Source organism: Pseudomonas cerasi, from assembly GCF_027983475.1.
Classification (GTDB): Bacteria; Pseudomonadota; Gammaproteobacteria; order Pseudomonadales; family Pseudomonadaceae; genus Aquipseudomonas; species Aquipseudomonas cerasi.
Window position 1 is genome coordinate 116,428 of record NZ_JAQJVM010000003.1, and the last position, 22,955, is coordinate 139,382.

The following is a 22,955-nucleotide window of genomic DNA, read 5'->3' on the forward strand; positions in this document are numbered from 1 at the left end:
CTAATATTTGAACCGTTAAACCGCGGCAGCGCCGCCGACGATTTCCGAGATCTCTTGGGTGATCGCTGCCTGACGCGCCTTGTTGTAGATCAGCTGCAAATCGCTGATCAAATCACCGGCGTTGTCTGTGGCGTTCTTCATCGCGATCATCCGCGCTGCTTGTTCAGCTGCGTTGTTCTCGACCACCGCCTGGTACACCTGCGATTCCACGTAGCGAACCATAAGGCCGTCTAGCAGCTCTTTGGCATCGGGTTCGTAGAGATAGTCCCAGTGGTGCTTGAGCCCTTGATCCGGGGTTGCCACCAGCGGAATCAATTGCTCCACTGTTGGTTGCTGGGTCATGGTGTTGATGAACTTGTTGGATACCACGGACAGGCGATCAATACGGCCATCCAGGTAGGCATCCAGCATCACCTTGACGCTGCCGATCAAGTCGTTGATCGACGGCTCTTCGCCCAGGTGGCTGATCGCAGCGACGACGTTACCGCCGAAGTTGCGGAAAAATGCCGCACCTTTGCTGCCGACCACGCACAGATCGATCTCTACACCGTTTTCACGGTTCACCGCCATGTCCTTGACCAGAGTCTTGAACAGGTTGGTATTCAAGCCACCACACAGACCACGGTCACTGCTCACTACGACATAACCGACGCGCTTAACAGGGCGCTCGATCATGAACGGGTGGCGGTACTCCGGGTTGGCGTTTGCCAGATGACCAATCACCTGACGAATGCGCTCCGCGTAAGGACGGCTAGCAGCCATGCGCATTTGAGCCTTGCGCATTTTGCTGACCGCCACTTTTTCCATGGCGCTGGTGATCTTTTGCGTGCTTTTGATGCTCGCAATCTTGCTGCGAATCTCTTTTGCGCCTGCCATGTAACACCTATCAGGTTAGCAAGCGGGAGCCTTGCGGCCCCCGCTGCGGCTTACCAGGTTTGGGTGGCCTTGAACTTCTCGATGCCGGCTTTCATGCCAGAATCGATTTCGTCATTGAAGTCACCCTTCACGTTGATCTTCGCCATCAAATCGGCGTGATCGCGGTTGAAGTAAGCAATCAGCGCTTGTTCAAAGCTGCCGATCTTGGCGATTTCGACGTCAGTCAGGAACCCACGCTCAGCGGCATACAGCGACAGCGCCATGTCAGCGATCGACATTGGTGCGTATTGCTTCTGCTTCATCAGCTCGGTAACGCGCTGACCATGCTCAAGTTGCTTGCGGGTCGCCTCGTCCAGGTCAGAAGCGAACTGGGCGAATGCCGCCAGTTCACGGTACTGAGCCAGAGCGGTACGGATACCACCGGAAAGCTTCTTGATGATCTTGGTCTGAGCGGCACCACCCACACGGGATACCGAAACACCGGCGTTCACAGCCGGACGGATGCCGGAGTTGAACATGGCCGATTCCAGGAAGATCTGACCGTCGGTGATGGAAATCACGTTGGTCGGAACGAACGCGGAAACGTCGCCAGCCTGGGTTTCGATGATCGGCAGTGCGGTCAGGGAACCGGTTTTGCCGGTCACTGCGCCGTTGGTGAACTTCTCTACGTATTCTTCGGAAACACGCGATGCGCGCTCCAGCAGACGGGAGTGGAGATAGAACACGTCGCCTGGGTAAGCTTCACGGCCTGGTGGACGGCGCAGCAGCAGGGAAATCTGGCGGTAAGCCACTGCTTGCTTGGACAGATCGTCATAAACGATCAGCGCGTCTTCACCGCGGTCGCGGAAGAACTCGCCCATGGTGCAACCCGAGTACGGTGCAAGGAACTGCAGCGCTGCGGATTCGGAAGCACTTGCAGCCACGACGATGGTGTTAGCCAGTGCGCCGTTCTCTTCGAGCTTGCGAACAACGTTGGCAATGGTCGATTGCTTCTGACCGATTGCTACGTAGACGCAGAAGATGCCGCTGTTCTTCTGGTTGATGATTGCGTCGATGGCCAGAGCGGTTTTACCGATCTGACGGTCACCGATGATCAGCTCACGCTGGCCACGGCCGACAGGAATCATGGCATCGACAGCCTTGTAGCCAGTCTGTACAGGCTGGTCTACCGACTTACGCCAGATCACGCCTGGAGCAACTTTCTCGACCGCATCGGTCTCGGTGTTGTTCAGCGGACCTTTGCCGTCAACTGGGTTACCCAGTGCATCGACAACGCGACCCAGCAGTTCCTTACCAACCGGAACCTCGAGGATGCGGCCTGTGCACTTGGCGCTCATGCCTTCAGCCAGAGTCGTGTAAGCGCCCAGTACAACGGCACCCACGGAGTCTTGCTCAAGGTTCAGCGCCATACCGTAGACACCGCCCGGAAACTCGATCATTTCGCCGTACATTACGTCGGCCAGACCATGAATCCGCACGATACCGTCAGACACGCTGACGACTGTGCCTTCGTTACGGGCTTGGGAGGTTACATCGAGCTTGTCGATGCGACCCTTGATGATTTCACTTATTTCGGAAGGATTGAGTTGCTGCATTGCTCTGCTGCCCCTTCAAACTCAAGATTTCAATGCTTCGGCTAGTTTCGCGATCTTGCCACGAACTGAGCCATCGATAACCAGGTCGCCGGCGCGGATGACGACACCCCCTATAAGAGAGGCATCCTCCGCAGCATGCAGGCGCACTTCCCGGCCGAGCCGTGCACTGAGAACCTTGGCGAGTTTGTCTTGCTGTTCTTGGTTCAATGCGAAAGCACTGGTGACATCCACATCGACCGATTTTTCCTGCTCGGCCTTGTACAGGTCGAACAGTTCGGCGATCTCCGGCAAGAGCGGGAGGCGGTCGTTTTCAGCAACGACGTGAATGAAATTCTGTGCCTTGGCATCGAACTTTTCGCCACACACTTCAATAAAAGTGGTGGCCTTTTGTGCGCTCGTCAGTCGCGGGGCCTTGAGCATGCGCTGCATGGTGTCGTCTTGCGACACCGCAGCAGCCAGGCCGAGCATGGCTGACCAATTGGCCAGCTGCTGGTGGGCCTGCGCATGCTCGAAGGCCGCCTTCGCGTAAGGTCGGGCCAACGTGGTCAGTTCTGCCATGATCGCCCTCGCTTAAATTTCAGCAGCCAGTTTGTTAACCAGCTCCGCGTGCGCGTTTTGATCGATTGTGGCACCCAGAATCTTCTCTGCGCCATTGACTGCCAGGCTACCCAACTGGGCGCGCAAGGCATCTTTGACACCGTTCAGTTCCTGCTCGATCTCGGCCTGAGCCTGAGCCTTCACACGGTCAGCTTCAACGCGTGCCGTTTCACGGGCTTCGTCGACAATCTGGGTACCGCGTTTCTTGGCTTGCTCAATGATCTCGGCTGCTTGAGCTTTAGCTTCGCGCAGTTGTTGACCCGCTTTTTCTTGGGCCAGCTCCAGGTCGCGAGCTGCTCGGGAAGCAGCGTCCAGTCCATCCGCGATCTTCTTCTGACGTTCGTGCAAAGCCGCGATGACCGGAGGCCACACGAACTTCATGCAGAAAATCACAAAAATGAAGAACGCAACGGACTGGCCAATCAGGGTTGCATTAATGTTCACGCCAACACCTCGCTCGTTCGTTGTCCATCACACCAATCAACTCGAAAATTCGAGTGATCAGCCAGCGAGTTGACCAACGAAGGGGTTCGCAAAGGTGAAGAACAGAGCGATACCAACACCGATCATGGTCACGGCGTCGAGCAGGCCCGCAACGATGAACATTTTAACTTGCAGCATTGGAACCATTTCCGGCTGACGCGCTGCGCCTTCCAGGAACTTGCCGCCCAACAGGCCGAAACCGATTGCAGTACCCAGTGCGCCCAGGCCGATCAACAGTGCAACAGCGATAGCGGTTAGACCAACTACAGTTTCCATCTTTCCTCCCGACTTTTACGTCGTATTGGTTAGGTTTTTTTAATTGAAGCGGTAAAACAAAATCGTTTCTACATCAGCCCTTGCGGGCACCGCCTCGCCAGTGGCGAGACGGTCATCAGACGCGTCCTGAGACGAATCTCAATGGTTATCTTCGTGAGCCATCGACAGGTAGACGATGGTCAGCATCATGAAGATGAACGCTTGCAGGGTGATGATCAGGATGTGGAACACAGCCCACGCCCACTGCAGCACTACACCCAGACCGCTGAGCCACAACAGACCGCTGCCGAACATCACGGCGATCAGAATGAAGACCAGCTCGCCAGCATACATGTTGCCGAACAGACGCAAAGCCAGGGAAATCGGCTTGGCGATCAGCGTCACGAATTCCAGCAGGAAGTTGACCGGGATCAACAGCGCCTGAACGAACAGGTTCTTGCTGCCAAACGGGTGAAGGGTCAGTTCGCCGATGAAACCGCCGATGCCCTTGACCTTGATGCTGTAGAAAATGATCAGTGCGAACACGGACAGGGCCATGCCCAGCGTGGCATTCGGGTCAGTGGTCGAAACGGCACGGAACGGAATGTGCGAGTCACCCGAGATCATCATCGCCAACTGTGGAATCCAGTCCACCGGTACCAGGTCGACCGCGTTCATCAGGAATACCCAGACGAAAATGGTCAACGCCAGTGGCGCGATGACCGCGCTGCGGCCGTGGAAGCTGTCTTTCACACTACCGTCGACGAACTCGACCAGCACTTCGACGAAGTTCTGCAGTGCGCCAGGCTGGCCGGAAGTTGCCTTCTTGGCCGCCATGCGGAAGATCAGAACGAAAATCAGACCCAACGCAACCGACCAGCCGAGGGTATCGACGTGGAAGGCCCAGAAACCCATTTCCTTGGCTTCCGCTGCGGTGTGGGCAAAGCCCCATTCGCCATTGGGCAGGTGCCCGAATGTAAGGTTCTGCAAGTGGTGCTGGATATAGCCCGAAGCTGTTTGCTCTGCCATGGTTGCCTCAAACGCCCTAAGGTCTCGAAAGTCTTGTTCTCGTAAGCAGGGGAGCGAACCAGTTGACCACCTGGATCAACATGAACACGCCGAATACAGCCAGCGGCGCCAAAGGCTTCACACCTGCGAACGTCAATGCAAAAAGCACTGCCGTGAAAATCAGTTTGCCTGCCTCGCCGGCGTAGAACGACCGAACGATGGCTTGCGCTGCTCTGGCCCCGGAAAACCGGAATGCCTTGTGAGCAAAGTATAAATTGGGTAGCCAGGCTATCAGGCCTCCGCAGAGTCCCGAATATCCTGCAACGACTCCTTGCCACTGCCACAGCACCAATGCGGCCATGAGCAGCACGATCAATTGAGCCAGCAAAAGCGGGAAAACCGCCAGGCGATAGAACGGCAAGCGGTCTGGCATGCGGGATTCCATCGCAACTGCTCCTTTGATGTCGGTCGCCATAATCAATAACTTGGCATAATTTGTGCCGACAAAATGCGCGCAGAGTATAGGGGCGGTTAAGCCCCTATTCAACAGTCGGGTAGTGATTTCCGACTATACGCTACAGAGCAATTGTTTCAGCGGATGTGAGCGAGCACTCCCTGAAGCTCGTCCAGCGAGTTGTAACGGATGACCAATTGCCCTTTGCCCTTCTGACCATGACGAATCTGCACCGCAGAGCCCAGACGCTCGGCCAGACGCTGTTCCAGGCGGCTGATGTCCGGGTCGGTCTTCACCGGCTCGGCAGCCTCTGCCTTGCCGCTCAGCCACTGCCTGACCAGTGCTTCGGTCTGGCGCACGGTAAGCCCGCGTGCGACAACGTGTCGCGCACCTTCGACCTGCCGATCTTCACCCAAGCCGAGCAAGGCACGCGCATGGCCCATTTCCAGGTCACCATGAGACAGCATCGTCTTGATGGCCTCCGGCAAGGCAATCAGGCGTAACAGGTTGGCGACACTGACTCGCGACTTGCCGACGGCATCGGCCACCTGCTGCTGGGTCAGTTGAAACTCCTGCTGCAAGCGCTGCAGCGCCATGGCCTCTTCGATCGGGTTGAGGTCCTCACGCTGGATGTTCTCGATCAGCGCCATCGCAATCGCGGTTTCGTCCGGTACATCGCGGACCATCGCCGGGATCGTCTCGACACCTGCCTGCTGGCTGGCACGCCAGCGACGCTCGCCCGCAATGATCTCGAAGCGGTTGTCACCGATAGAACGCACCACGATCGGCTGCATCACGCCCTGCGACTTGATCGACTGCGCGAGCTCTTCGAGTGCCTGCGGGTCCATGTCACGGCGCGGCTGGTACTTGCCGCGCTGGATCAGGTCCAGCGGCACATGCTGTAACTCACTTGGCGGGGCCTTGACGGCCTGTTCTTCCAGCGAACTGACGGTTGGACTGCTCAGAAGCGCGTCCAACCCACGTCCGAGACCTCGTTTCTTGACGGCCATGGGAATTCCTTAGGTTGGCTGAGCGGTTTTTGCGCCGCGACGTTGACGACGAACCAGTTCACTTGCCAGGGCCAGATAGGCCAGCGCACCGCGAGACGACTTGTCGTACGCCAGCACGGGCATGCCGAAACTCGGTGCCTCGGCCAGACGGATGTTTCTCGGGATCACGGTGTCGTACAGCTGCTCGCCGAAATGTTCCTTGAGCTGCGCCGAAACGTCGTTGATCAGGCTAAGCCGCGGATCATACATGGTGCGCAGCAGGCCTTCGATTTTCAGCTGCGGGTTGAGCAGTTCAGCAATACGCTTGATGTTATCCACAAGGTCGCTGAGACCTTCGAGTGCAAAGTACTCGCACTGCATGGGGATAATTACGCCGTCTGCGGCAACCAGCGCGTTCAGGGTCAGCATCGACAGCGAAGGTGGGCAGTCGATGAGAATGTAATCGTAATTCTCGCGGATGGGCGCCAGCGCATTGCGCAGACGACTCTCTTTCATCTGCATTTCCAGCAGAACCACTTCGCCCGCCGTCAGATCACGGTTGGCCGGAAGCAGTTGATAACCACCGTGCTCGGAAAACTGCATGGCCTCGCCCAGATCGCATTCGCCGATCAACAGGTCGTAGACGGAGTTTTCCAGGTTGTGTTTATCCACACCGCTGCCCATGGTCGCGTTGCCCTGGGGATCGAGATCGATCAGCAGCACACGGCGCTTGGTCGCGACCAGCGATGCGGCGAGGTTGATGCATGTGGTGGTCTTGCCGACCCCACCTTTCTGGTTCGCTATCGCGAATACCTTAGCCATTCTTGCTTGTGTTCCCAGTCATGCCGTGCGGCGCAGTATCAGCAGATGGCGTTGGCCTTGGCAACCCGGAACGGTCAAGGCGTGTGCGCTATCGAGGTGAAAATCCGAGGGCAATGCTACCAGCTCATCGTCAGGATGCAGCCCTTTCATTGCCAGCCAGCGTGTATTGACGTCGCCCATGTGACGCGTCCAGCCGGTGAAGTCTTCCAGGCTGCTGAATGCACGGGAGATGATCCCGTCGAAAGGCACTTCGGGCTGATAACTTTCTGCACGGCTGTGGATAACTTCAAGATTATCCAGTTTCAGCTCAAGTTTGACCTGGGTCTGAAACCGGGTTTTCTTGCCATTGCTGTCCAGCAGCGCCACTTTGCGCTCCGGAAACAGGATGGCCATGGGAATGCCGGGCATCCCACCGCCGCTGCCAACGTCGATCCAGCGCGTACCTTCGATGAAGGGCACCACACTGAGACTGTCGAGCAGATGCCTCGATACCATTTCGTCCGGGTTGCGTACCGCAGTCAGGTTGTAGGCCTTGTTCCACTTGATCAACAACGCCAGATACGCCAGCAATTGCTCGTGCTGGGCCGGGCTGAGGTCAATCCCCAATTCCCGGGCACCGGTGGATAACTCTTGGGCGTGTTGCGGGGTGACCATAGAACTCAAGCGCTTTGCTCCAACTGACGGCCCGCGCCGCGTTTTTTCAAATGGATCATCAACAGCGATATCGCTGCAGGCGTGACGCCGGGGATACGCGATGCCTGTCCAAGTGTTTCCGGACGAGTTATCCCCAGCTTGCTTTGGATTTCTTTCGACAGGCCGGAGATCGCGGCGTAATCGATGTCTTCCGGCAGACGGGTGTCTTCACTGGCGCGCAGACGGGCAATTTCGTCCTGCTGGCGATCAATGTAACCGGCGTATTTTGTCTTGATCTCTACCTGCTCGGCGACCTGGGGATCGATGCAGCCCTGGCCAGTGATTGAAATCAGGCTGGCGTAATCGATTTCCGGACGGGTCAGCAGGTTGAGCAAATTGTATTCGTGGGTCAGTGGCGTGCCGAAGTGTGCAGCAATCGCATCGCCCTGCTCGGTACCGGGACGTACCCAGGTACTTTTCAAACGCTGCTCTTCCAGCTCGATGCTTTCACGCTTGGTGCAGAACGCGGCCCAGCGGGCGTCGTCGACCAGGCCCAGTTCGCGGCCTTTTTCGGTGAGTCGCAAATCAGCGTTGTCTTCGCGCAGGATCAAACGGTATTCGGCCCTGGAGGTGAACATCCGGTAAGGCTCTTGCGTACCGAGCGTGATCAGGTCGTCGACCAGAACGCCGATGTACGCTTCATCGCGACGCGGGCACCAGCTGTCTCGACCCTGTGCGCGCAGCGCGGCATTGGTCCCGGCCAGCAAACCCTGGGCACCGGCCTCTTCATAACCGGTCGTGCCGTTGATCTGGCCTGCGAAGAACAGACCGCCGATGACCTTGGTTTCCAGGCTGTATTTCAGATCACGCGGGTCGAAATAGTCATATTCGATGGCGTAACCAGGACGAACGATGTGTGCATTCTCCATGCCGCGAATCGACCGGACGATCTGCAGTTGCACATCGAATGGCAACGACGTGGAGATACCGTTCGGGTACAGCTCGTGCGTGGTCAATCCTTCCGGCTCGATGAAGACCTGATGGCTTTCCTTGTCGGCAAACCGGTGGATCTTGTCTTCGATCGACGGGCAGTAACGCGGGCCAATACCTTCGATCACGCCCGAATACATCGGCGAGCGATCGAGGTTGGACGCAATGATTTCGTGAGTCCGCGCGTTGGTGTGCGTAATCCAGCAACTGACCTGCGGCGGATGCTGTTCCTTGTTGCCCAGGAACGACATGACCGGAATCGGTGTGTCACCTGGTTGCTCGGTCATCACCGAAAAATCCACAGAACGTCCGTCAATCCGTGGCGGGGTCCCGGTTTTCAGGCGGCCGACGCGCAGCGGCAGTTCACGCAGTCTTTGCGCCAATGCGATCGAAGGAGGATCACCTGCCCGACCGCCCGAATAATTTTGCATACCGATGTGGATAAGTCCGCCAAGGAACGTACCTGTGGTCAACACCACTGAATCGGCAAATATGCGCATACCCATCTGGGTCACGACGCCGCGCACTTGATCCTGTTCAACGATCAGGTCATCGCAGGCTTGCTGAAATATCCACAGATTCGGCTGATTTTCCAGAGTTTCACGAATGGCTGCCTTGTACAGCACGCGATCTGCCTGCGCACGGGTGGCACGTACGGCCGGCCCCTTGCGGCTGTTCAGCACGCGGAACTGGATACCGCCCTTGTCAGTAGCCATGGCCATGGCGCCGCCCAAGGCGTCGATTTCCTTGACCAGATGGCTTTTACCGATACCACCGATGGCCGGGTTGCAACTCATCTGGCCGAGTGTTTCCACGTTGTGGGTCAGCAACAGGGTTTTGACACCCATGCGTGCCGACGCCAGTGCGGCCTCGGTACCGGCATGACCGCCACCGATGACGATCACTTCAAAACGGGAAGGGAAATCCACCACGCACCTCGTGCCTGTTGTCGATGAGAAATTGGGATAGCTGACAAGTATAGGGACTTACCCCACCTGAATGAAACCCGTTGGACAAAATTTAACCAGCTGTGGAAAAGTCGCGGATAAAGAAAATAAAAAGGGAAGAAAGTTTATAAAGCCTTGTTTTTATGTTTATTCTTACTGAGCTACCTTTCTGTGGATAGATCTCTACGAGCCTTTATTTTCAATGTGTACAGAGATTCAAAAGTCTGTGTTCATGTGGGGATGAGGGGTTTGGATAACCGTCCTGAGCCTGTTGATAAGATAGCCACTTGTCCACAGGGGCATTTATCTTCAGGTTTGCACCCTGCTTACCCACCGAGCTAAAGGGCAGTTATTCACAGGGCTTAATCCACAAAAAACCGGCTCTTCATCAAAAATCAGGCACAGAAAATCCTTCCCTCAGGCATTTCTGTTGGTCAGATTCAGGTGTCGAAGCAAAGTTAAAGGAGGAAAAAGCCGAGTATGTGGATAACACTCCAGCTGAAAGAGGCGTCTCGTGGTACTTGAAGGCATGACCCAGGCTGGGCCATGCCAGAAGGTTTACTTGCCGATGCAGAAGCTGGAGAAGATTCTGCCAAGCAGGTCGTCGGAACTGAATGCGCCGGTGATCTCGCCAAGCGCTTGCTGTGCCTGACGCAGATCTTCGGCCAGCAGCTCTCCGGCCCCCGCCAGGGTGAGTTGAGCTCTGCCGTGTTCCAGAGAGTCACTGGCATGGCGCAGCGCTTCAAGGTGGCGTCGACGCGCGCTGAAGCTGCTTTCCGAGGTTTGTTCATAGCCCATGCAGGCCTTGAGATGCTCGCGCAGCAGTTCAAGCCCTTCGCCACCAGACCTGGCGCTCAGGCTGATGGTGACGTGGCCATCTACGCTGGTTTGCAGATCGACGGGGTCTCCACTCAGATCTGCCTTGTTGCGGATCAGCGTGACTTTCGACGGGTCCGGGCGCTGCTCGAGGAATTCCGGCCACAGTGCGAACGGGTCTGCTGCCTCCGGAGCGGTCGCATCCACCACCAGCAGAATCCGGTCAGCTTCGCCGATGGCCTTGAGTGCGCGCTGCACGCCGATCATTTCCACCTGGTCTTGAGTATCCCGCAGCCCTGCAGTGTCGACGACGTGCAACGGCATTCCGTCTATGTGGATATGTTCACGCAGTACATCGCGGGTTGTGCCGGCGATCTCGGTGACAATTGCCGCCTCCCTGCCCGCCAAAGCATTCAGCAGACTGGATTTGCCCGCATTGGGGCGTCCGGCAATCACTACGGTCATGCCGTCGCGTAACAGGGCACCCTGCCCGGCTTCACGCAACACTGTGGATAACTCGGCACGTACGTCATCCAGCATGTTCAGAACGTGGCCATCGGCAAGGAAGTCGATTTCCTCTTCGGGGAAGTCGATTGCAGCTTCCACATAGATGCGCAGGCTGATCAATTTCTCGGTCAAGTTATCCACACGCCGCGAAAAAGCACCCTGCAAAGAGCGCAGTGCATTGCGCGCTGCCTGTGCAGAACTCGCCTCGATCAGGTCGGCAATGGCTTCTGCCTGGGCAAGATCCAGCTTGTCATTGAGAAAGGCGCGCTCACTGAACTCGCCCGGACGAGCCAGTCTGCTGCCCAGTTGCAGGCAGCGCTGCAGCAGCATGTCCAGAACGATGGGGCCGCCGTGGCCCTGAAGTTCCAGCACGTCCTCGCCGGTGAACGAGTTGGGTCCCGGAAAATACAGCGCGATCCCTTCATCGAGTACCTGTCCGGCATCATCGACAAAAGGTCCGTAATGGGCAAATCGTGGCTTGAGGGTCCGACCGATAATGGCTTCGGCGGCCCTGCCCGCCAGAGGACCTGACACCCTGACAATACCAACACCGCCCCGCCCCTGGGCTGTGGCGATGGCGGCAATGGTTTCACGAGGAACGTTCATGCTCCGGCTCCCGGACAAATGACGGATAGCAAAACGCCCCACGAGGGGGCGTCTTGTAGAACTTATTCACAGGTTAGATCAGACAGCTGCTTTCTTGGTAGCCGCTTCGATCTTGCGAGTGATGTAAGCCTGCTGAGCGATCGACAGGGTGTTGTTCACAACCCAGTACAGAACCAGACCGGCAGGGAACCACAGGAAGAAGAACGTGAAAATGATCGGCATCATTTTCATGACCTTGGCCTGCATCGGGTCCGGCGGAGTCGGGTTCAAACGCTGCTGGATGAACATGGTCGCGCCCATGATGATCGGCAGGATGAAGAACGGGTCCTTGATCGACAGGTCGGTTATCCACAGGATCCACGGTGCCTGACGCATTTCCACGCTTTCCAGGAGTACCCAGTACAGCGAAAGGAAAACCGGCATTTGTACAAGAATCGGCAAGCATCCACCCAGCGGGTTGATCTTCTCTTTCTTGTACAGCTCCATCATTGCCTGGGACATCTTCTGACGATCATCGCCATGCTGCTCTTTCAGCAATGCAAGCTTCGGAGCCACGGCGCGCATGCGTGCCATCGACTTGTAGCTGGCTGCGGAAAGCGGGAAGAAAAGGCCTTTGATCAGCATGGTCAGGACAATGATCGACCAGCCCCAGTTGCCGAGGATGGCGTGGATATGTTGCAGCAGCCAAAAGATAGGCTGGGCAATGAACCACAGGAAACCATAATCGACGGTCAGCTCCAGACCTGGGGATAACTCTTTGAGTACCGCCTGGCTTTTCGGACCTGCATACAGGGTAGCGCTGGTTTCACCTTGTGCACCGGGTGCAACCGAGAGAGTCGGGCTGGTGAAGCCGATGATGTAGTTGCCCTGGCTATCTTTGCGGGTCTGAACAGCGTTGGTGGCATTGTGATCGGGAATCCACGCAGTCACGAAGTAGTGCTGCAGCCATGCAACCCAACCGCCCTGGACAGTTTCCTTGACCTGGCCCTTGTCGATATCTTTCATCGACACTTTCTTGTACGGCTCGGCCGCAGTCCACAGGGCAGCGCCCAGGTAGGTAGCGGTGCCAGTAGCAGTCGTCGAGGAAGGATCGGAGCTGGCATCGCGCTTCAATTGCGCGAACAGATTACCGGACCAGGGTTGTGCGCTCTGGTTATCCACAACGTAAGTCATGACCAGATCGTACAGACCGCGCTTGAAGGTGAAGCGCTTGATGTAATTGACGCCGTTTTCCGAGAATTTCAGATCCACGACCATCGTGTCCTGGCCATCAGCCAGTTGATAAGTCTTTTGTGTGGAGGTGTAAACCGGACGACCGGCAGCGCGTGCATCCGGACCATTGGTCCCGGTCAGGCCGCTTTGTGCCAGAAAAGTACGCTCGCCGCCGTTGTCGAACAACTGGAACGGAACGTCAGGACGATCCTGACGACGCGGGTACAGAGGCAAACGAAGCTGAACGACGTCGCCACCCACCGGATCGATCGCCAGATCGAGCACATCGGTCTTGACGTGGATAAGGTCTTTGCTGGCTACGGCCGGAGTTTCAAGAGGTGCTGCAGCCGTATTGGCAGTAGCGCTTGCGCTTGGAACATCGGCACTTGCAGAACCATTAGTACCAGCGGCCGTGTCCGGAATACCCGGTGCGGTGCTGCTGGCTGCAACATTCTGGGTCGGCATGGCAGCCTGGCCATAGTCTTGGTTCCATTTCAGAACCCCGACGTAGGTCACGATTGCCAGGGCGACGATCAGGATCGTGCGTTTAATATCCATGATTACTCGGCCATCGAAGAAGAACGGGAGGTGGGGATAGCTGGAACCGGGTCATAACCACCGGGATTCCATGGGTGACAGCGACCAAGACGACGAATTGACAGCCAGCCACCGCGCAAAAGGCCATGATTTTCGATGGCTTCATACGCGTAGCAGGAGCAACTGGGGTAGAAACGACAGTGACTGGCCATCAGCGGGCTAATGGCATAGCGATAGAACTGGATCGGAACGAGTGCCAGTTTACGCATCTGGACTGTCTACCCCTGCAGGTTCGGATTTTTCTTCCGGAATGGGTCGGCTACGCGCCAGACGTTTCCAGAGCTTGCCGAAATGCTGAATCAGTTCAGGGTTTTCTACGTCACCCAAGCCTTTGCGCGCGACGATAACGATATCCCAACCGACCAAACTGTCTTGGTGTTGGCGAAATGATTCGCGCATCAGGCGTTTCAAACGATTGCGCTCGACGGAGAGCTTCACGCTCTTTTTACCTATCACAAGCCCCAGGCGGGGATGATCGAGGTCGTTGTTGCGCGCAAGGAGCAGGAGATTTTTCCCCGGAACCTTGCCGGTAGGGGAGTCAAAGACTGCCTTGAAATGCCGGGGAGTGAGCAAACGCTTTTCCCGACTGAAGTCTCGACTCACCTCCTGTGCCGATTTATCAAACTGCCAGACGCTTACGGCCTTTGGCACGACGACGCGAAAGAACTGCGCGGCCGTTTTTGGTGGCCATGCGAGCACGGAAACCGTGGGTGCGGGCGCGCTTGATAGTGCTGGGTTGGAAAGTACGTTTCATGGCGTGTTACCTGGTTCGTCCACTACGGGCCGGAATGGCCCCCGTTTTAAGAGACCGGGGATTCTAGAGAAAGCAGGCTCGCAGGTCAATTTCCAACCAGCTTTTCTTCATAGGCATCTTTTTATAGCTGGGCGCCCTCTTCCTTTCGTTCACCGCTACGCTAACCCGCTCCGGTTATAGAAATAAAAAGAAGAGAGTATTTAAAGCTTCTTTATAAAGCTTATAACTCTTACGCAGCGCCTTTCTGTGGATAACATCTTACAGCCCTTGTTATTCAATGTGTACAGAGGTCAGAAAGGTTGTCGAGAAGCGGTGCCCTGCCTGTGCCGGACCTTCGGAAAAGCTGTGCATGGAACGCCTTTTTATCCACAGGCGAGTTATGCACAGAGTTTACGCCTGACTTATGCAATGGGCTGAAGATGGGTTATCCACAGAGCTTATGTGTTGACCGTTTGTCGTCTGCTTCATTCATAAATCGTTGATTTATAGCTCTCTGTGAGCAACCTACATGTGGATAAGTCGCCTCTGGGTCGTTACAATGGCGGCTGTTTTTGCCTCACCGGCTTTCAACTCAGGGGATATCCGTGTCAGTGGAACTTTGGCAGCAGTGCGTGGAGCTTTTGCGCGATGAGCTGCCTGCCCAGCAATTCAACACTTGGATCCGTCCGCTACAGGTCGAAGCCGAAGGCGACGAGTTGCGTGTGTACGCACCAAATCGTTTTGTTCTCGATTGGGTCAACGAAAAATACCTCGGTCGTTTGCTTGAGCTTCTCGGCGAACACGGTCAAGGGATGGCCCCTGCTCTTTCCTTATTAATAGGAAGCAAGCGCAGCTCCGCACCCCGTGCCGCTCCGAATGCGCCATTGGCCGCCGCAGCGTCCCAGGCACTGTCTGCCAATTCGGTCAGCAGCGTCTCGGCACCGGCTCCTGCCACGGCTGCTCCGGTTGCTGCCGTGGCGACGCCGGCACCTGTTCAGAACGTTGCAGCACACGACGAGCCGTCGCGTGACAGCTTTGATCCGATGGCAGGTGCCAGCTCGCAACAGGCGCCCGCTCGCGCAGAACAGCGTACCGTTCAGGTAGAAGGCGCGCTCAAGCACACCAGTTACCTGAACCGTACGTTCACGTTCGAGAATTTCGTCGAGGGTAAGTCCAACCAGCTGGCACGCGCTGCGGCCTGGCAGGTTGCCGACAACCCCAAGCATGGCTACAACCCGCTGTTCCTTTATGGCGGTGTCGGTCTCGGTAAAACTCACTTGATGCACGCAGTAGGTAACCACCTGCTGAAGAAGAATCCGAATGCCAAGGTCGTGTACCTGCATTCGGAGCGCTTCGTCGCAGATATGGTCAAGGCCTTGCAGCTCAATGCAATCAACGAGTTCAAGCGTTTCTACCGTTCAGTCGATGCACTGCTGATCGATGACATCCAGTTTTTCGCCCGCAAGGAACGCTCGCAGGAAGAGTTTTTCCACACGTTCAACGCGCTGCTGGAAGGCGGACAGCAGGTCATTCTGACCAGCGACCGCTATCCCAAGGAAATCGAAGGCCTTGAAGAACGACTCAAGTCGCGTTTCGGCTGGGGCCTGACGGTTGCCGTCGAGCCTCCGGAGCTGGAAACCCGCGTCGCGATCCTCATGAAAAAAGCAGATCAGGCCAAGGTCGATCTGCCTCATGACGCAGCGTTCTTCATTGCCCAGCGCATTCGCTCCAACGTCAGAGAGCTGGAAGGTGCGCTCAAGCGCGTCATCGCTCACTCGCACTTCATGGGCCGCGACATCACCATCGAGCTGATTCGTGAGTCGCTGAAGGACTTGCTGGCGTTGCAGGACAAGCTGGTCAGTGTGGATAACATTCAGCGCACCGTCGCCGAGTACTACAAGATCAAGATCTCCGATCTGCTGTCCAAGCGTCGTTCCCGCTCTGTCGCCCGGCCTCGCCAGGTCGCGATGGCGCTCTCCAAGGAACTCACCAACCACAGTCTTCCGGAAATCGGTGACGTGTTTGGTGGCCGTGACCACACGACCGTCTTGCACGCGTGCCGAAAGATCAACGAGCTCAAGGAATCCGATGCGGATATCCGCGAGGACTACAAGAACCTGCTGCGCACTCTGACTACGTGATAACGCCAGTGCAGCTCATCAAGGCAAGGGACTAGACCATGCATTTCACCATTCAACGCGAAGCCCTGTTGAAACCCCTGCAATTGGTCGCCGGCGTCGTCGAACGCCGCCAGACCTTGCCGGTTCTTTCCAATGTGCTCCTGGTCGTAGAAGGTCAGCAACTGTCGCTGACCGGTACGGATCTGGAAGTCGAACTGGTTGGCCGCGTCCAGCTGGAAGAGCCCGCCGAACCTGGAGAGATCACGGTTCCTGCGCGCAAGCTCATGGACATTTGCAAAAGCCTGTCCAACGACGCGCTGATCGATATCAAGCTCGACGACTCGAAGCTGATCGTCAAGGCGGGGCGTAGCCGGTTCACCCTGTCTACCTTGCCCGCCAATGACTTCCCGACCGTCGAAGAAGGCCCGGGTTCGCTGACGTTCAACCTGGTGCAGAGCAAACTGCGCCGCCTGATCGAGCGCACCAGCTTTGCAATGGCCCAACAGGACGTTCGTTACTACCTCAATGGTATGTTGCTGGAAGTGAGTGCGGGCATCTTGCGCGCCGTGGCTACCGACGGCCATCGTCTGGCGATGTGCTCGATGTCTGCCGATATCGAACATGCTGATCGTCATCAGGTGATCGTTCCACGTAAAGGTATTCTCGAAATGGCGCGCCTGCTGACCGAGCAGGACGGTATGGTCAGCATCGTTCTGGGTCAGCATCACATCCGTGCGACCACTGGCGAATTCACCTTCACTTCCAAACTGGTGGATGGCAAGTTCCCTGACTACGAGCGAGTGCTGCCTAAAGGTGGTGACAAGCTGGTGCTCGGTGATCGTCAGGCACTGCGTGAGGCGTTCAGCCGGACGGCGATTCTGTCCAACGAGAAGTACCGTGGCATCCGTCTGCAACTGGCCAGCGGTCAATTGAAGATTCAGGCCAACAACCCCGAGCAGGAAGAAGCGGAAGAAGAAATCAGCGTCGAGTACAACGGTGACTCGCTGGAGATCGGTTTCAACGTGAGCTACCTGCTTGACGTGCTGGGCGTCATGACGACCGAACAGGTGCGTTTGATTCTGTCCGACTCCAACAGCAGCGCCTTGGTGCAAGAGTCCGATAACGACGATTCCGCCTACGTCGTCATGCCGATGCGTCTGTAACTTCATGTCCAGCGCAACCTAGATGTCTCTTAGTCGCGTCTCGGTCACCGGGGTGCGCAATCTGCACCCGGTGACCCTCTCCCCCTCCCCGCGTATCAATATCCTCTACGGCGCTAACGGCAGTGGCAAAACCAGCGTGCTGGAAGCTATCCATCTGCTGGGTATCGCCCGCTCGTTTCGCAGCAGTCGCTTGCTGCCCGTCATCCAGTACGAGCAGCCTTCATGTACGGTCTTCGGTCAGGTCGATCTTGCACAAGGTGGACACAGCAATCTGGGTGTTTCACGCGATCGCCAAGGTGAGTTCCAGATTCGTATCGACGGGCAGAACGCCAGAAGCGCTGCCCAGCTTGCGGAAATTCTGCCGCTGCAGCTCATCAACCCTGACAGCTTTAGACTGCTAGAAGGCGCGCCGAAGATACGCAGGCAATTTTTGGATTGGGGAGTGTTCCACGTGGAACCTCGCTTTATGGCCACGTGGCAGCGCCTGCAGAAGGCCCTCAAGCAGCGAAACTCGTGGCTTCGGCATGGTACACTTGACGCCGCTTCACAGGCGGCATGGGACCGTGAGCTGTGCTCGGCGAGTGACGAGATCGACGAGTTCCGCCGGGCGTATATCAAGGCATTGAAGCCAGTCTTTGAACAGACTTTGAGCGAACTTGTCGAGCTTGAAGGTTTGACCCTGAGCTACTACCGGGGATGGGACAAGGAAAAAGAGCTAAGTGCAGTGCTCGCCTCTTCCCTCCACCGCGATCAGCAAATGGGCCACACCCAGGCCGGACCACAGCGAGCTGACCTGCGCCTTAGATTAGGCGCGCATAATGCGGCAGATATTCTGTCTCGCGGTCAGCAAAAGCTGGTGGTCTGTGCACTGCGTATTGCTCAGGGACATCTGGTCAGCCAGGTCCGTCGAGGCCAGTGTATTTACCTGGTAGATGATTTGCCCTCCGAACTGGATGACAACCATCGACGCGCACTTTGCCGCTTGCTGGAAGAATTACGCTGCCAGGTGTTTATCACCTGTGTAGATCAAGAATTTTTGAGGGAAGGCTGGCAGACGGAAACGCCAGTCGCTTTGTTCCACGTGGAACAAGGCCGTATCACCCAGACCCACGACCATCGGGAGTGATTGCATGAGCGAAAACCAAACGTACGACTCGTCCAGCATTAAGGTGCTGAAAGGACTTGATGCCGTACGCAAGCGTCCCGGAATGTACATCGGTGATACAGACGATGGCAGCGGTCTGCACCACATGGTGTTCGAGGTGGTTGATAACTCGATCGACGAAGCATTGGCAGGCCATTGCGACGACATCAGCATCATCATCCATCCAGACGAATCTATCACCGTGCGCGACAACGGCCGCGGTATTCCGGTAGACGTGCATAAAGAAGAAGGCGTGTCGGCAGCCGAGGTCATCATGACCGTGCTCCACGCTGGCGGTAAGTTCGATGACAACTCCTACAAGGTATCCGGCGGTTTGCACGGTGTAGGTGTATCTGTTGTTAATGCCCTTTCAGAAATTCTGTTGCTGACGGTTCGTCGCAGCGGCAAGATCTGGGAGCAGACTTACGTGCATGGTGTTCCACAGGAGCCGATGAAAATCGTCGGTGAAAGTGACACCACGGGCACCCAGATCCACTTCAAGCCTTCCGCTGAAACGTTCAAGAATATCCACTTCAGTTGGGACATCCTGGCCAAGCGGATTCGCGAACTGTCCTTCCTTAACTCCGGTGTCGGCATTGTCCTCAAGGACGAACGTAGCGGTAAGGAAGAGCTGTTCAAATATGAAGGTGGTCTGCGTGCATTCGTTGAATACCTGAACACCAACAAGACGCCGGTCAATCAGGTGTTCCACTTCAATATTCAACGCGACGACGGCATTGGTGTCGAGATTGCGCTGCAGTGGAACGACAGCTTCAACGAGAACCTGCTGTGTTTCACCAACAACATTCCGCAGCGTGATGGCGGTACTCACCTGGTGGGTTTCCGTTCTGCGCTGACGCGTAACCTGAACAACTACATCGAGCAGGAAGGTCTGGCCAAGAAGCACAAGGTCGCGACTACTGGCGACGATGCGCGTGAAGGTCTGACTGCGATCATTTCGGTCAAGGTGCCTGATCCGAAGTTCAGCTCGCAGACCAAGGACAAGCTGGTTTCGTCTGAAGTCAAAACGGCTGTCGAACAGGAAATGGGCAAGTACTTCTCCGACTTCCTGTTGGAAAACCCGAACGAAGCCAAAGCAGTTGTCGGCAAGATGATCGACGCAGCCCGTGCCCGGGAAGCTGCGCGCAAGGCGCGTGAGATGACTCGTCGTAAAGGCGCGCTGGATATCGCTGGCCTGCCCGGCAAACTGGCGGACTGCCAGGAAAAAGACCCAGCCCTCTCCGAACTGTACCTGGTGGAAGGGGACTCTGCTGGCGGATCAGCCAAGCAGGGGCGTAATCGTAGAACCCAGGCCATCCTGCCGCTCAAGGGCAAGATCCTGAACGTTGAAAAAGCGCGTTTCGACAAGATGATCTCTTCGCAGGAAGTGGGCACCTTGATCACTGCGCTGGGCTGCGGTATTGGCCGTGAAGAGTACAACATCGACAAGTTGCGTTATCACAACATCATCATCATGACCGATGCTGACGTCGACGGCTCGCACATCCGTACGCTGCTGCTGACCTTCTTCTTCCGTCAGTTGCCCGAGCTGATCGAGCGTGGCTACATCTACATCGCTCAGCCGCCACTGTACAAGGTCAAAAAAGGCAAGCAGGAGCAGTACATCAAGGACGACGAGGCCATGGAAGAATACATGACCCAATCGGCCCTTGAAGACGCCAGCCTTCACCTTAGCGAATCGGCTCCGGGTATCTCCGGTACCGCGCTGGAGAAGCTGGTCAATGACTTCCGCATGGTCATGAAGACGCTCAAGCGCCTGTCGCGTCTGTACCCACAGGAACTGACCGAGCACTTCGTCTACCTGCCGCCGATCACGCTCGAGCAGCTGTCTGATCACGAGGGCATGCAGGCCTGGCTGGCACTGTTCGACGCGCGTCTGCGTACCGGTGAGAAGTCAGGTTTGGTCTACAAGGCCAGCCTGCGTGAAGACCGTGAACGTAACGTCTGGCTGCCAGAGGTCGAACTGATCTCCCACGGCCTGTCGAACTACGTCACCTTCAACCGCGACTTCTTCGGCAGCAACGACTACAAGACCGTTACCGCTCTGGGCGCGCAGATCAGCACGCTTCTGGAAGAAGGTGCCTACGTGCAACGTGGCGAGCGCAAGAAGCCCGTCACCGAGTTCAAGGAAGCCCTTGCCTGGCTGATGGCCGAAAGCACCAAGCGCCACACCATCCAGCGCTACAAAGGTCTGGGTGAGATGAACCCGGACCAACTGTGGGAAACCACCATGGACCCGAGTGTGCGTCGCATGCTGAAGGTCACTATCGAAGACGCCATCGGCGCTGACCAGATCTTCAACACCCTCATGGGTGATGCGGTCGAGCCACGTCGTGACTTCATCGAGAGTAATGCGCTGGCAGTGTCCAACCTGGACTTCTGATGAGCGTATGAGCAAACATCAACCCCGGCGAAAGCCGGGGTTTTTGTTTGTGCTCTAAAACAGTTTCGCCAGTCGCAGATTCAAACGTGCCTTCTCCCGGAACCCCTCCTCCACTTCCAGATCCTTGCCGAGTACGGCCTGGACCTGAATCGTAGGGGTCAGCATATGAGTAGCACTCAAACGCAGATAGGCAGTGCTCAGCAGATCGTCCTGGCTGACGCCACCCACCCGGTTTTCACCGCCATCGATATAACCCCCACCCACGGCAAACCGGGTTTGCGGCGAAAGGTTGTAGCTCAGGTAAGCCTGGTATTCGTAACGGGCCTTCTGTTCCAGTGTATTACTGCCTGGACCGTAATCATCGTTATGGCTGAACCATGACACGTCCGCAGCGGTGTCCAGCGCCCATCTTGCATTGAAATGGTGGATATAGGCGGCTTGCAGCAAGAGCCGCCAGCGGTTTTCACCCAGATTGAGTGCGTCGCCGTTTTCGTAACTGCCGGTAGGCAGATAAAGGTAAAGCGCCAAGGAAAAGACATCCTTATTGTCGGTGGCCAAGGTCCATTTTACCGGTGCGCCTAGAATCAGATCACCGGTGCCGGTAGTCTGGCCAAGTGCGCTTGCCTCACCACCAGCCTTCAGATGTCCATAAGGCAGAATGAACTGTGGCTCTATCACCGCGTTGTTGCCCAGCGCAAACGAGTGGATATAGCGAATCAGGCTGACATCGGTCTTGAGCCGAAAATCGTCCGAGACCTTGTGACCGTTGCTGTAGAAGTTCGAGCTTTCGGCATGCTGTGCATAAACCAGCAAAGCGTTCATGCCGGCAGGTAGCGGCTCATAATCGCCTGCGGTGATTTCCAGCGCATGGGTGGTGGTCGACCAACACAGCAAGGTAGAGATGGCTAGCGCTGAACGGGTAATCAGGGTGAGTCGTTGCATGATCTGCTTCCTCAAGGATGATGCGTATCAGCGGCTGAGCAAGCCACTGCCGGGATGGCAGTTGAGGTATTCGAAATACTGGGCCTCACTGGGGATCACTGCGATCTCGTGGTAGAGGCGCAACTGGACCTGAAAGTTAAGGGTCTGTACGTACTGCATGAAGCCGCCGAAGATCGCCACATGAGTGGGATGAGTCTTTGCCCAGCGCTCCAGGTTACTCAGGTCATCGAACCAGGCGAGGCCAAAACTCTTCTCCAAGGGTTCGCCGGTGTCGCTGTCCAGCGCTTGCATGAAGCGACAGCTCAGGCAGCCGACAGTGGCGCCTTCGTCGCGCAGAAACGTCATGCCGCGCTGTAGCACGGGTTGTATGTCGTTCAGATACATATCGCGCTCCTGTCCGGTGGTGCTGCTCCAGTCCTGTCCGGATCGAATCAGGCACAGGTTATCGCGCCCCGACATACGCACCCTGCCGACGCACAGCGCGTTCGCACTGGAAGGGTTGCTGCTGCCTGTCAGTGCATCGGTCTGGGCCAGAGGGATACGATCGCGGGAACTGCCCCAGTACGCGTGTTCCTGAATAGGTTCACTCATGTGACTGGCCAGATGCGTAACGCCTTCAGGTACATCCGGCGCGGAAAACAATGTTTCGAAACGCTCGGCACTCGGGCAGACGACTTCGAGGAACCATCCCAGTGGCCCGGTTTCACGAGCCGGGTCTTGCCACCAGTGCGCGAAACCCGAGCTGTTGCGCCACTGATTGAAAGCGTCCACGTCGTGCCAGTAAGCGATGGCTATGCAGGTATGGAAACCATCGGCGTCCACGCAACGTGCGCTGTCCCAATACCGCGGTCCTGAGTCGCTATCGAACCGAGTGGTTATCGCTGCCAGTTCTGGCAGACCTAACGGCTGCAAGGACTGGACGCCGAAATAAGCCATCACCACCTGCCCTGCCAGCGGATCGAAACGCGCGGACCATGCAGGAAAAGGTGGTTGATAGCCCTCGGGCAGATTGCTGTTCAGCTCACGCGGCTTGCGCAGATGTTCAGGAATGGCTGAATGCAT

General features: G+C 56.6%; 22 protein-coding genes. 4 read left to right on the forward strand and 18 right to left on the reverse strand.

Going from position 1 to position 22,955, the window contains the following annotated elements; translation table 11 throughout:
- Positions 1-15: 15 nt before the first annotated feature.
- The 16 genes from atpG to rpmH all read right to left on the reverse strand — a co-directional run bounded on the left by atpG (position 16) and on the right by rpmH (position 14,141).
- Positions 16-876, reverse strand: a complete 861-nt coding sequence (gene atpG / locus PI739_RS16730) for a F0F1 ATP synthase subunit gamma (protein ID WP_003367855.1) — start codon at positions 874-876, stop codon at positions 16-18.
- A 50-nt stretch (positions 877-926) separates the two neighbouring features.
- Positions 927-2,471 (reverse strand): F0F1 ATP synthase subunit alpha, encoded by a 1,545-nt coding sequence (gene atpA, locus PI739_RS16735; protein WP_002555984.1) that lies wholly within the window; start codon positions 2,469-2,471, stop codon positions 927-929.
- Positions 2,472-2,492: 21 nt separating this feature from the next.
- Positions 2,493-3,029, reverse strand: a complete 537-nt coding sequence (locus PI739_RS16740) for a F0F1 ATP synthase subunit delta (protein WP_003315956.1) — start codon at positions 3,027-3,029, stop codon at positions 2,493-2,495.
- A gap of 12 nt (positions 3,030-3,041) precedes the next feature.
- Complete coding sequence (locus PI739_RS16745; RefSeq protein WP_002555986.1) at positions 3,042-3,512, reverse strand: F0F1 ATP synthase subunit B; 471 nt, start codon at positions 3,510-3,512, stop codon at positions 3,042-3,044.
- Between the two features lie 57 nt (positions 3,513-3,569).
- On the reverse strand, positions 3,570-3,827 hold the full coding sequence (gene atpE, locus PI739_RS16750) for a F0F1 ATP synthase subunit C (protein ID WP_002555987.1): 258 nt from the start codon (positions 3,825-3,827) through the stop codon (positions 3,570-3,572).
- 138 nt (positions 3,828-3,965) lie between these two features.
- Complete coding sequence (gene atpB, locus PI739_RS16755; RefSeq protein WP_003315954.1) at positions 3,966-4,835, reverse strand: F0F1 ATP synthase subunit A; 870 nt, start codon at positions 4,833-4,835, stop codon at positions 3,966-3,968.
- Between the two features lie 16 nt (positions 4,836-4,851).
- Complete coding sequence (locus PI739_RS16760; RefSeq protein WP_002555989.1) at positions 4,852-5,259, reverse strand: F0F1 ATP synthase subunit I; 408 nt, start codon at positions 5,257-5,259, stop codon at positions 4,852-4,854.
- 146 nt (positions 5,260-5,405) lie between these two features.
- Positions 5,406-6,278 (reverse strand): ParB/RepB/Spo0J family partition protein, encoded by an 873-nt coding sequence (locus tag PI739_RS16765; RefSeq protein ID WP_003432741.1) that lies wholly within the window; start codon positions 6,276-6,278, stop codon positions 5,406-5,408.
- 9 nt (positions 6,279-6,287) lie between these two features.
- Positions 6,288-7,079, reverse strand: a complete 792-nt coding sequence (locus PI739_RS16770) for a ParA family protein (protein WP_002555991.1) — start codon at positions 7,077-7,079, stop codon at positions 6,288-6,290.
- Positions 7,080-7,097: 18 nt separating this feature from the next.
- Complete coding sequence (rsmG, locus tag PI739_RS16775; RefSeq protein ID WP_003367844.1) at positions 7,098-7,742, reverse strand: 16S rRNA (guanine(527)-N(7))-methyltransferase RsmG; 645 nt, start codon at positions 7,740-7,742, stop codon at positions 7,098-7,100.
- Positions 7,739-9,631, reverse strand: a complete 1,893-nt coding sequence (mnmG, locus tag PI739_RS16780) for a tRNA uridine-5-carboxymethylaminomethyl(34) synthesis enzyme MnmG (RefSeq protein ID WP_003367842.1) — start codon at positions 9,629-9,631, stop codon at positions 7,739-7,741. Before mnmG ends, rsmG begins: the two co-directional genes overlap by 4 nt.
- Positions 9,632-10,207: 576 nt before the next feature.
- The gene (gene mnmE, locus PI739_RS16785) at positions 10,208-11,578 is read right to left on the reverse strand and encodes a tRNA uridine-5-carboxymethylaminomethyl(34) synthesis GTPase MnmE (protein ID WP_003367840.1); all 1,371 of its coding nucleotides are present in this window, start codon (positions 11,576-11,578) and stop codon (positions 10,208-10,210) included.
- 78 nt (positions 11,579-11,656) lie between these two features.
- Positions 11,657-13,348, reverse strand: coding sequence for a membrane protein insertase YidC (gene yidC / locus PI739_RS16790; RefSeq protein WP_003367838.1), 1,692 nt, complete (start codon positions 13,346-13,348; stop codon positions 11,657-11,659).
- Between the two features lie 2 nt (positions 13,349-13,350).
- The gene (gene yidD, locus PI739_RS16795) at positions 13,351-13,596 is read right to left on the reverse strand and encodes a membrane protein insertion efficiency factor YidD (RefSeq protein ID WP_003367836.1); all 246 of its coding nucleotides are present in this window, start codon (positions 13,594-13,596) and stop codon (positions 13,351-13,353) included.
- Positions 13,589-13,990, reverse strand: a complete 402-nt coding sequence (gene rnpA, locus PI739_RS16800; protein WP_002551314.1) for a ribonuclease P protein component — start codon at positions 13,988-13,990, stop codon at positions 13,589-13,591. Before rnpA ends, yidD begins: the two co-directional genes overlap by 8 nt.
- A gap of 16 nt (positions 13,991-14,006) precedes the next feature.
- Complete coding sequence (rpmH, locus tag PI739_RS16805) at positions 14,007-14,141, reverse strand: 50S ribosomal protein L34 (protein ID WP_002551315.1); 135 nt, start codon at positions 14,139-14,141, stop codon at positions 14,007-14,009.
- A 584-nt stretch (positions 14,142-14,725) separates the two neighbouring features.
- Between rpmH and dnaA the strand changes: the two genes are divergently transcribed.
- From dnaA to gyrB, 4 genes are read left to right on the forward strand one after another with little or no spacing between them, the layout of a single operon-like run.
- A complete protein-coding gene (dnaA, locus tag PI739_RS16810) occupies positions 14,726-16,261 on the forward strand; it encodes a chromosomal replication initiator protein DnaA (RefSeq protein ID WP_054082286.1) in 1,536 nt (511 codons plus the stop codon).
- Between the two features lie 38 nt (positions 16,262-16,299).
- Positions 16,300-17,403, forward strand: coding sequence for a DNA polymerase III subunit beta (dnaN, locus tag PI739_RS16815; RefSeq protein ID WP_003367826.1), 1,104 nt, complete (start codon positions 16,300-16,302; stop codon positions 17,401-17,403).
- A gap of 22 nt (positions 17,404-17,425) precedes the next feature.
- Positions 17,426-18,529, forward strand: coding sequence for a DNA replication/repair protein RecF (gene recF / locus PI739_RS16820; RefSeq protein WP_044310549.1), 1,104 nt, complete (start codon positions 17,426-17,428; stop codon positions 18,527-18,529).
- 4 nt (positions 18,530-18,533) lie between these two features.
- Positions 18,534-20,951, forward strand: coding sequence for a DNA topoisomerase (ATP-hydrolyzing) subunit B (gyrB, locus tag PI739_RS16825; RefSeq protein ID WP_003432737.1), 2,418 nt, complete (start codon positions 18,534-18,536; stop codon positions 20,949-20,951).
- Between the two features lie 54 nt (positions 20,952-21,005).
- Here the strand turns inward: gyrB and PI739_RS16830 are convergent, their stop codons facing one another.
- Both PI739_RS16830 and PI739_RS16835 read right to left on the reverse strand, forming a co-directional pair.
- Positions 21,006-21,893 (reverse strand): transporter, encoded by an 888-nt coding sequence (locus PI739_RS16830; RefSeq protein ID WP_054082287.1) that lies wholly within the window; start codon positions 21,891-21,893, stop codon positions 21,006-21,008.
- 27 nt (positions 21,894-21,920) lie between these two features.
- Entirely contained in the window at positions 21,921-22,955 is a 1,035-nt protein-coding gene (locus PI739_RS16835) for a phenylacetaldoxime dehydratase family protein (protein ID WP_054082288.1), read from the reverse strand.

Bases quoted from the DNA above. Each gene is read 5' to 3' on its own strand.
- atpG (WP_003367855.1), bottom strand. From the start codon at position 876: ATGGCAGGCGCAAAAGAGATTCGCAGCAAGATTGCGAGCATCAAAAGC.
- atpA (WP_002555984.1), bottom strand. From the start codon at position 2,471: ATGCAGCAACTCAATCCTTCCGAAATAAGTGAAATCATCAAGGGTCGC.
- PI739_RS16740 (WP_003315956.1), bottom strand. From the start codon at position 3,029: ATGGCAGAACTGACCACGTTGGCCCGACCTTACGCGAAGGCGGCCTTC.
- atpE (WP_002555987.1), bottom strand. From the start codon at position 3,827: ATGGAAACTGTAGTTGGTCTAACCGCTATCGCTGTTGCACTGTTGATC.
- atpB (WP_003315954.1), bottom strand. From the start codon at position 4,835: ATGGCAGAGCAAACAGCTTCGGGCTATATCCAGCACCACTTGCAGAAC.
- PI739_RS16760 (WP_002555989.1), bottom strand. From the start codon at position 5,259: ATGGAATCCCGCATGCCAGACCGCTTGCCGTTCTATCGCCTGGCGGTT.
- PI739_RS16765 (WP_003432741.1), bottom strand. From the start codon at position 6,278: ATGGCCGTCAAGAAACGAGGTCTCGGACGTGGGTTGGACGCGCTTCTG.
- PI739_RS16770 (WP_002555991.1), bottom strand. From the start codon at position 7,079: ATGGCTAAGGTATTCGCGATAGCGAACCAGAAAGGTGGGGTCGGCAAG.
- mnmE (WP_003367840.1), bottom strand. From the start codon at position 11,578: ATGAACGTTCCTCGTGAAACCATTGCCGCCATCGCCACAGCCCAGGGG.
- yidC (WP_003367838.1), bottom strand. From the start codon at position 13,348: ATGGATATTAAACGCACGATCCTGATCGTCGCCCTGGCAATCGTGACC.
- yidD (WP_003367836.1), bottom strand. From the start codon at position 13,596: ATGCGTAAACTGGCACTCGTTCCGATCCAGTTCTATCGCTATGCCATT.
- rpmH (WP_002551315.1), bottom strand. From the start codon at position 14,141: ATGAAACGTACTTTCCAACCCAGCACTATCAAGCGCGCCCGCACCCAC.
- dnaN (WP_003367826.1), top strand. From the start codon at position 16,300: ATGCATTTCACCATTCAACGCGAAGCCCTGTTGAAACCCCTGCAATTG.
- recF (WP_044310549.1), top strand. From the start codon at position 17,426: ATGTCTCTTAGTCGCGTCTCGGTCACCGGGGTGCGCAATCTGCACCCG.
- gyrB (WP_003432737.1), top strand. From the start codon at position 18,534: ATGAGCGAAAACCAAACGTACGACTCGTCCAGCATTAAGGTGCTGAAA.
- PI739_RS16830 (WP_054082287.1), bottom strand. From the start codon at position 21,893: ATGCAACGACTCACCCTGATTACCCGTTCAGCGCTAGCCATCTCTACC.
- PI739_RS16835 (WP_054082288.1), bottom strand. From the start codon at position 22,955: ATGCATTCAGCCATTCCTGAACATCTGCGCAAGCCGCGTGAGCTGAAC.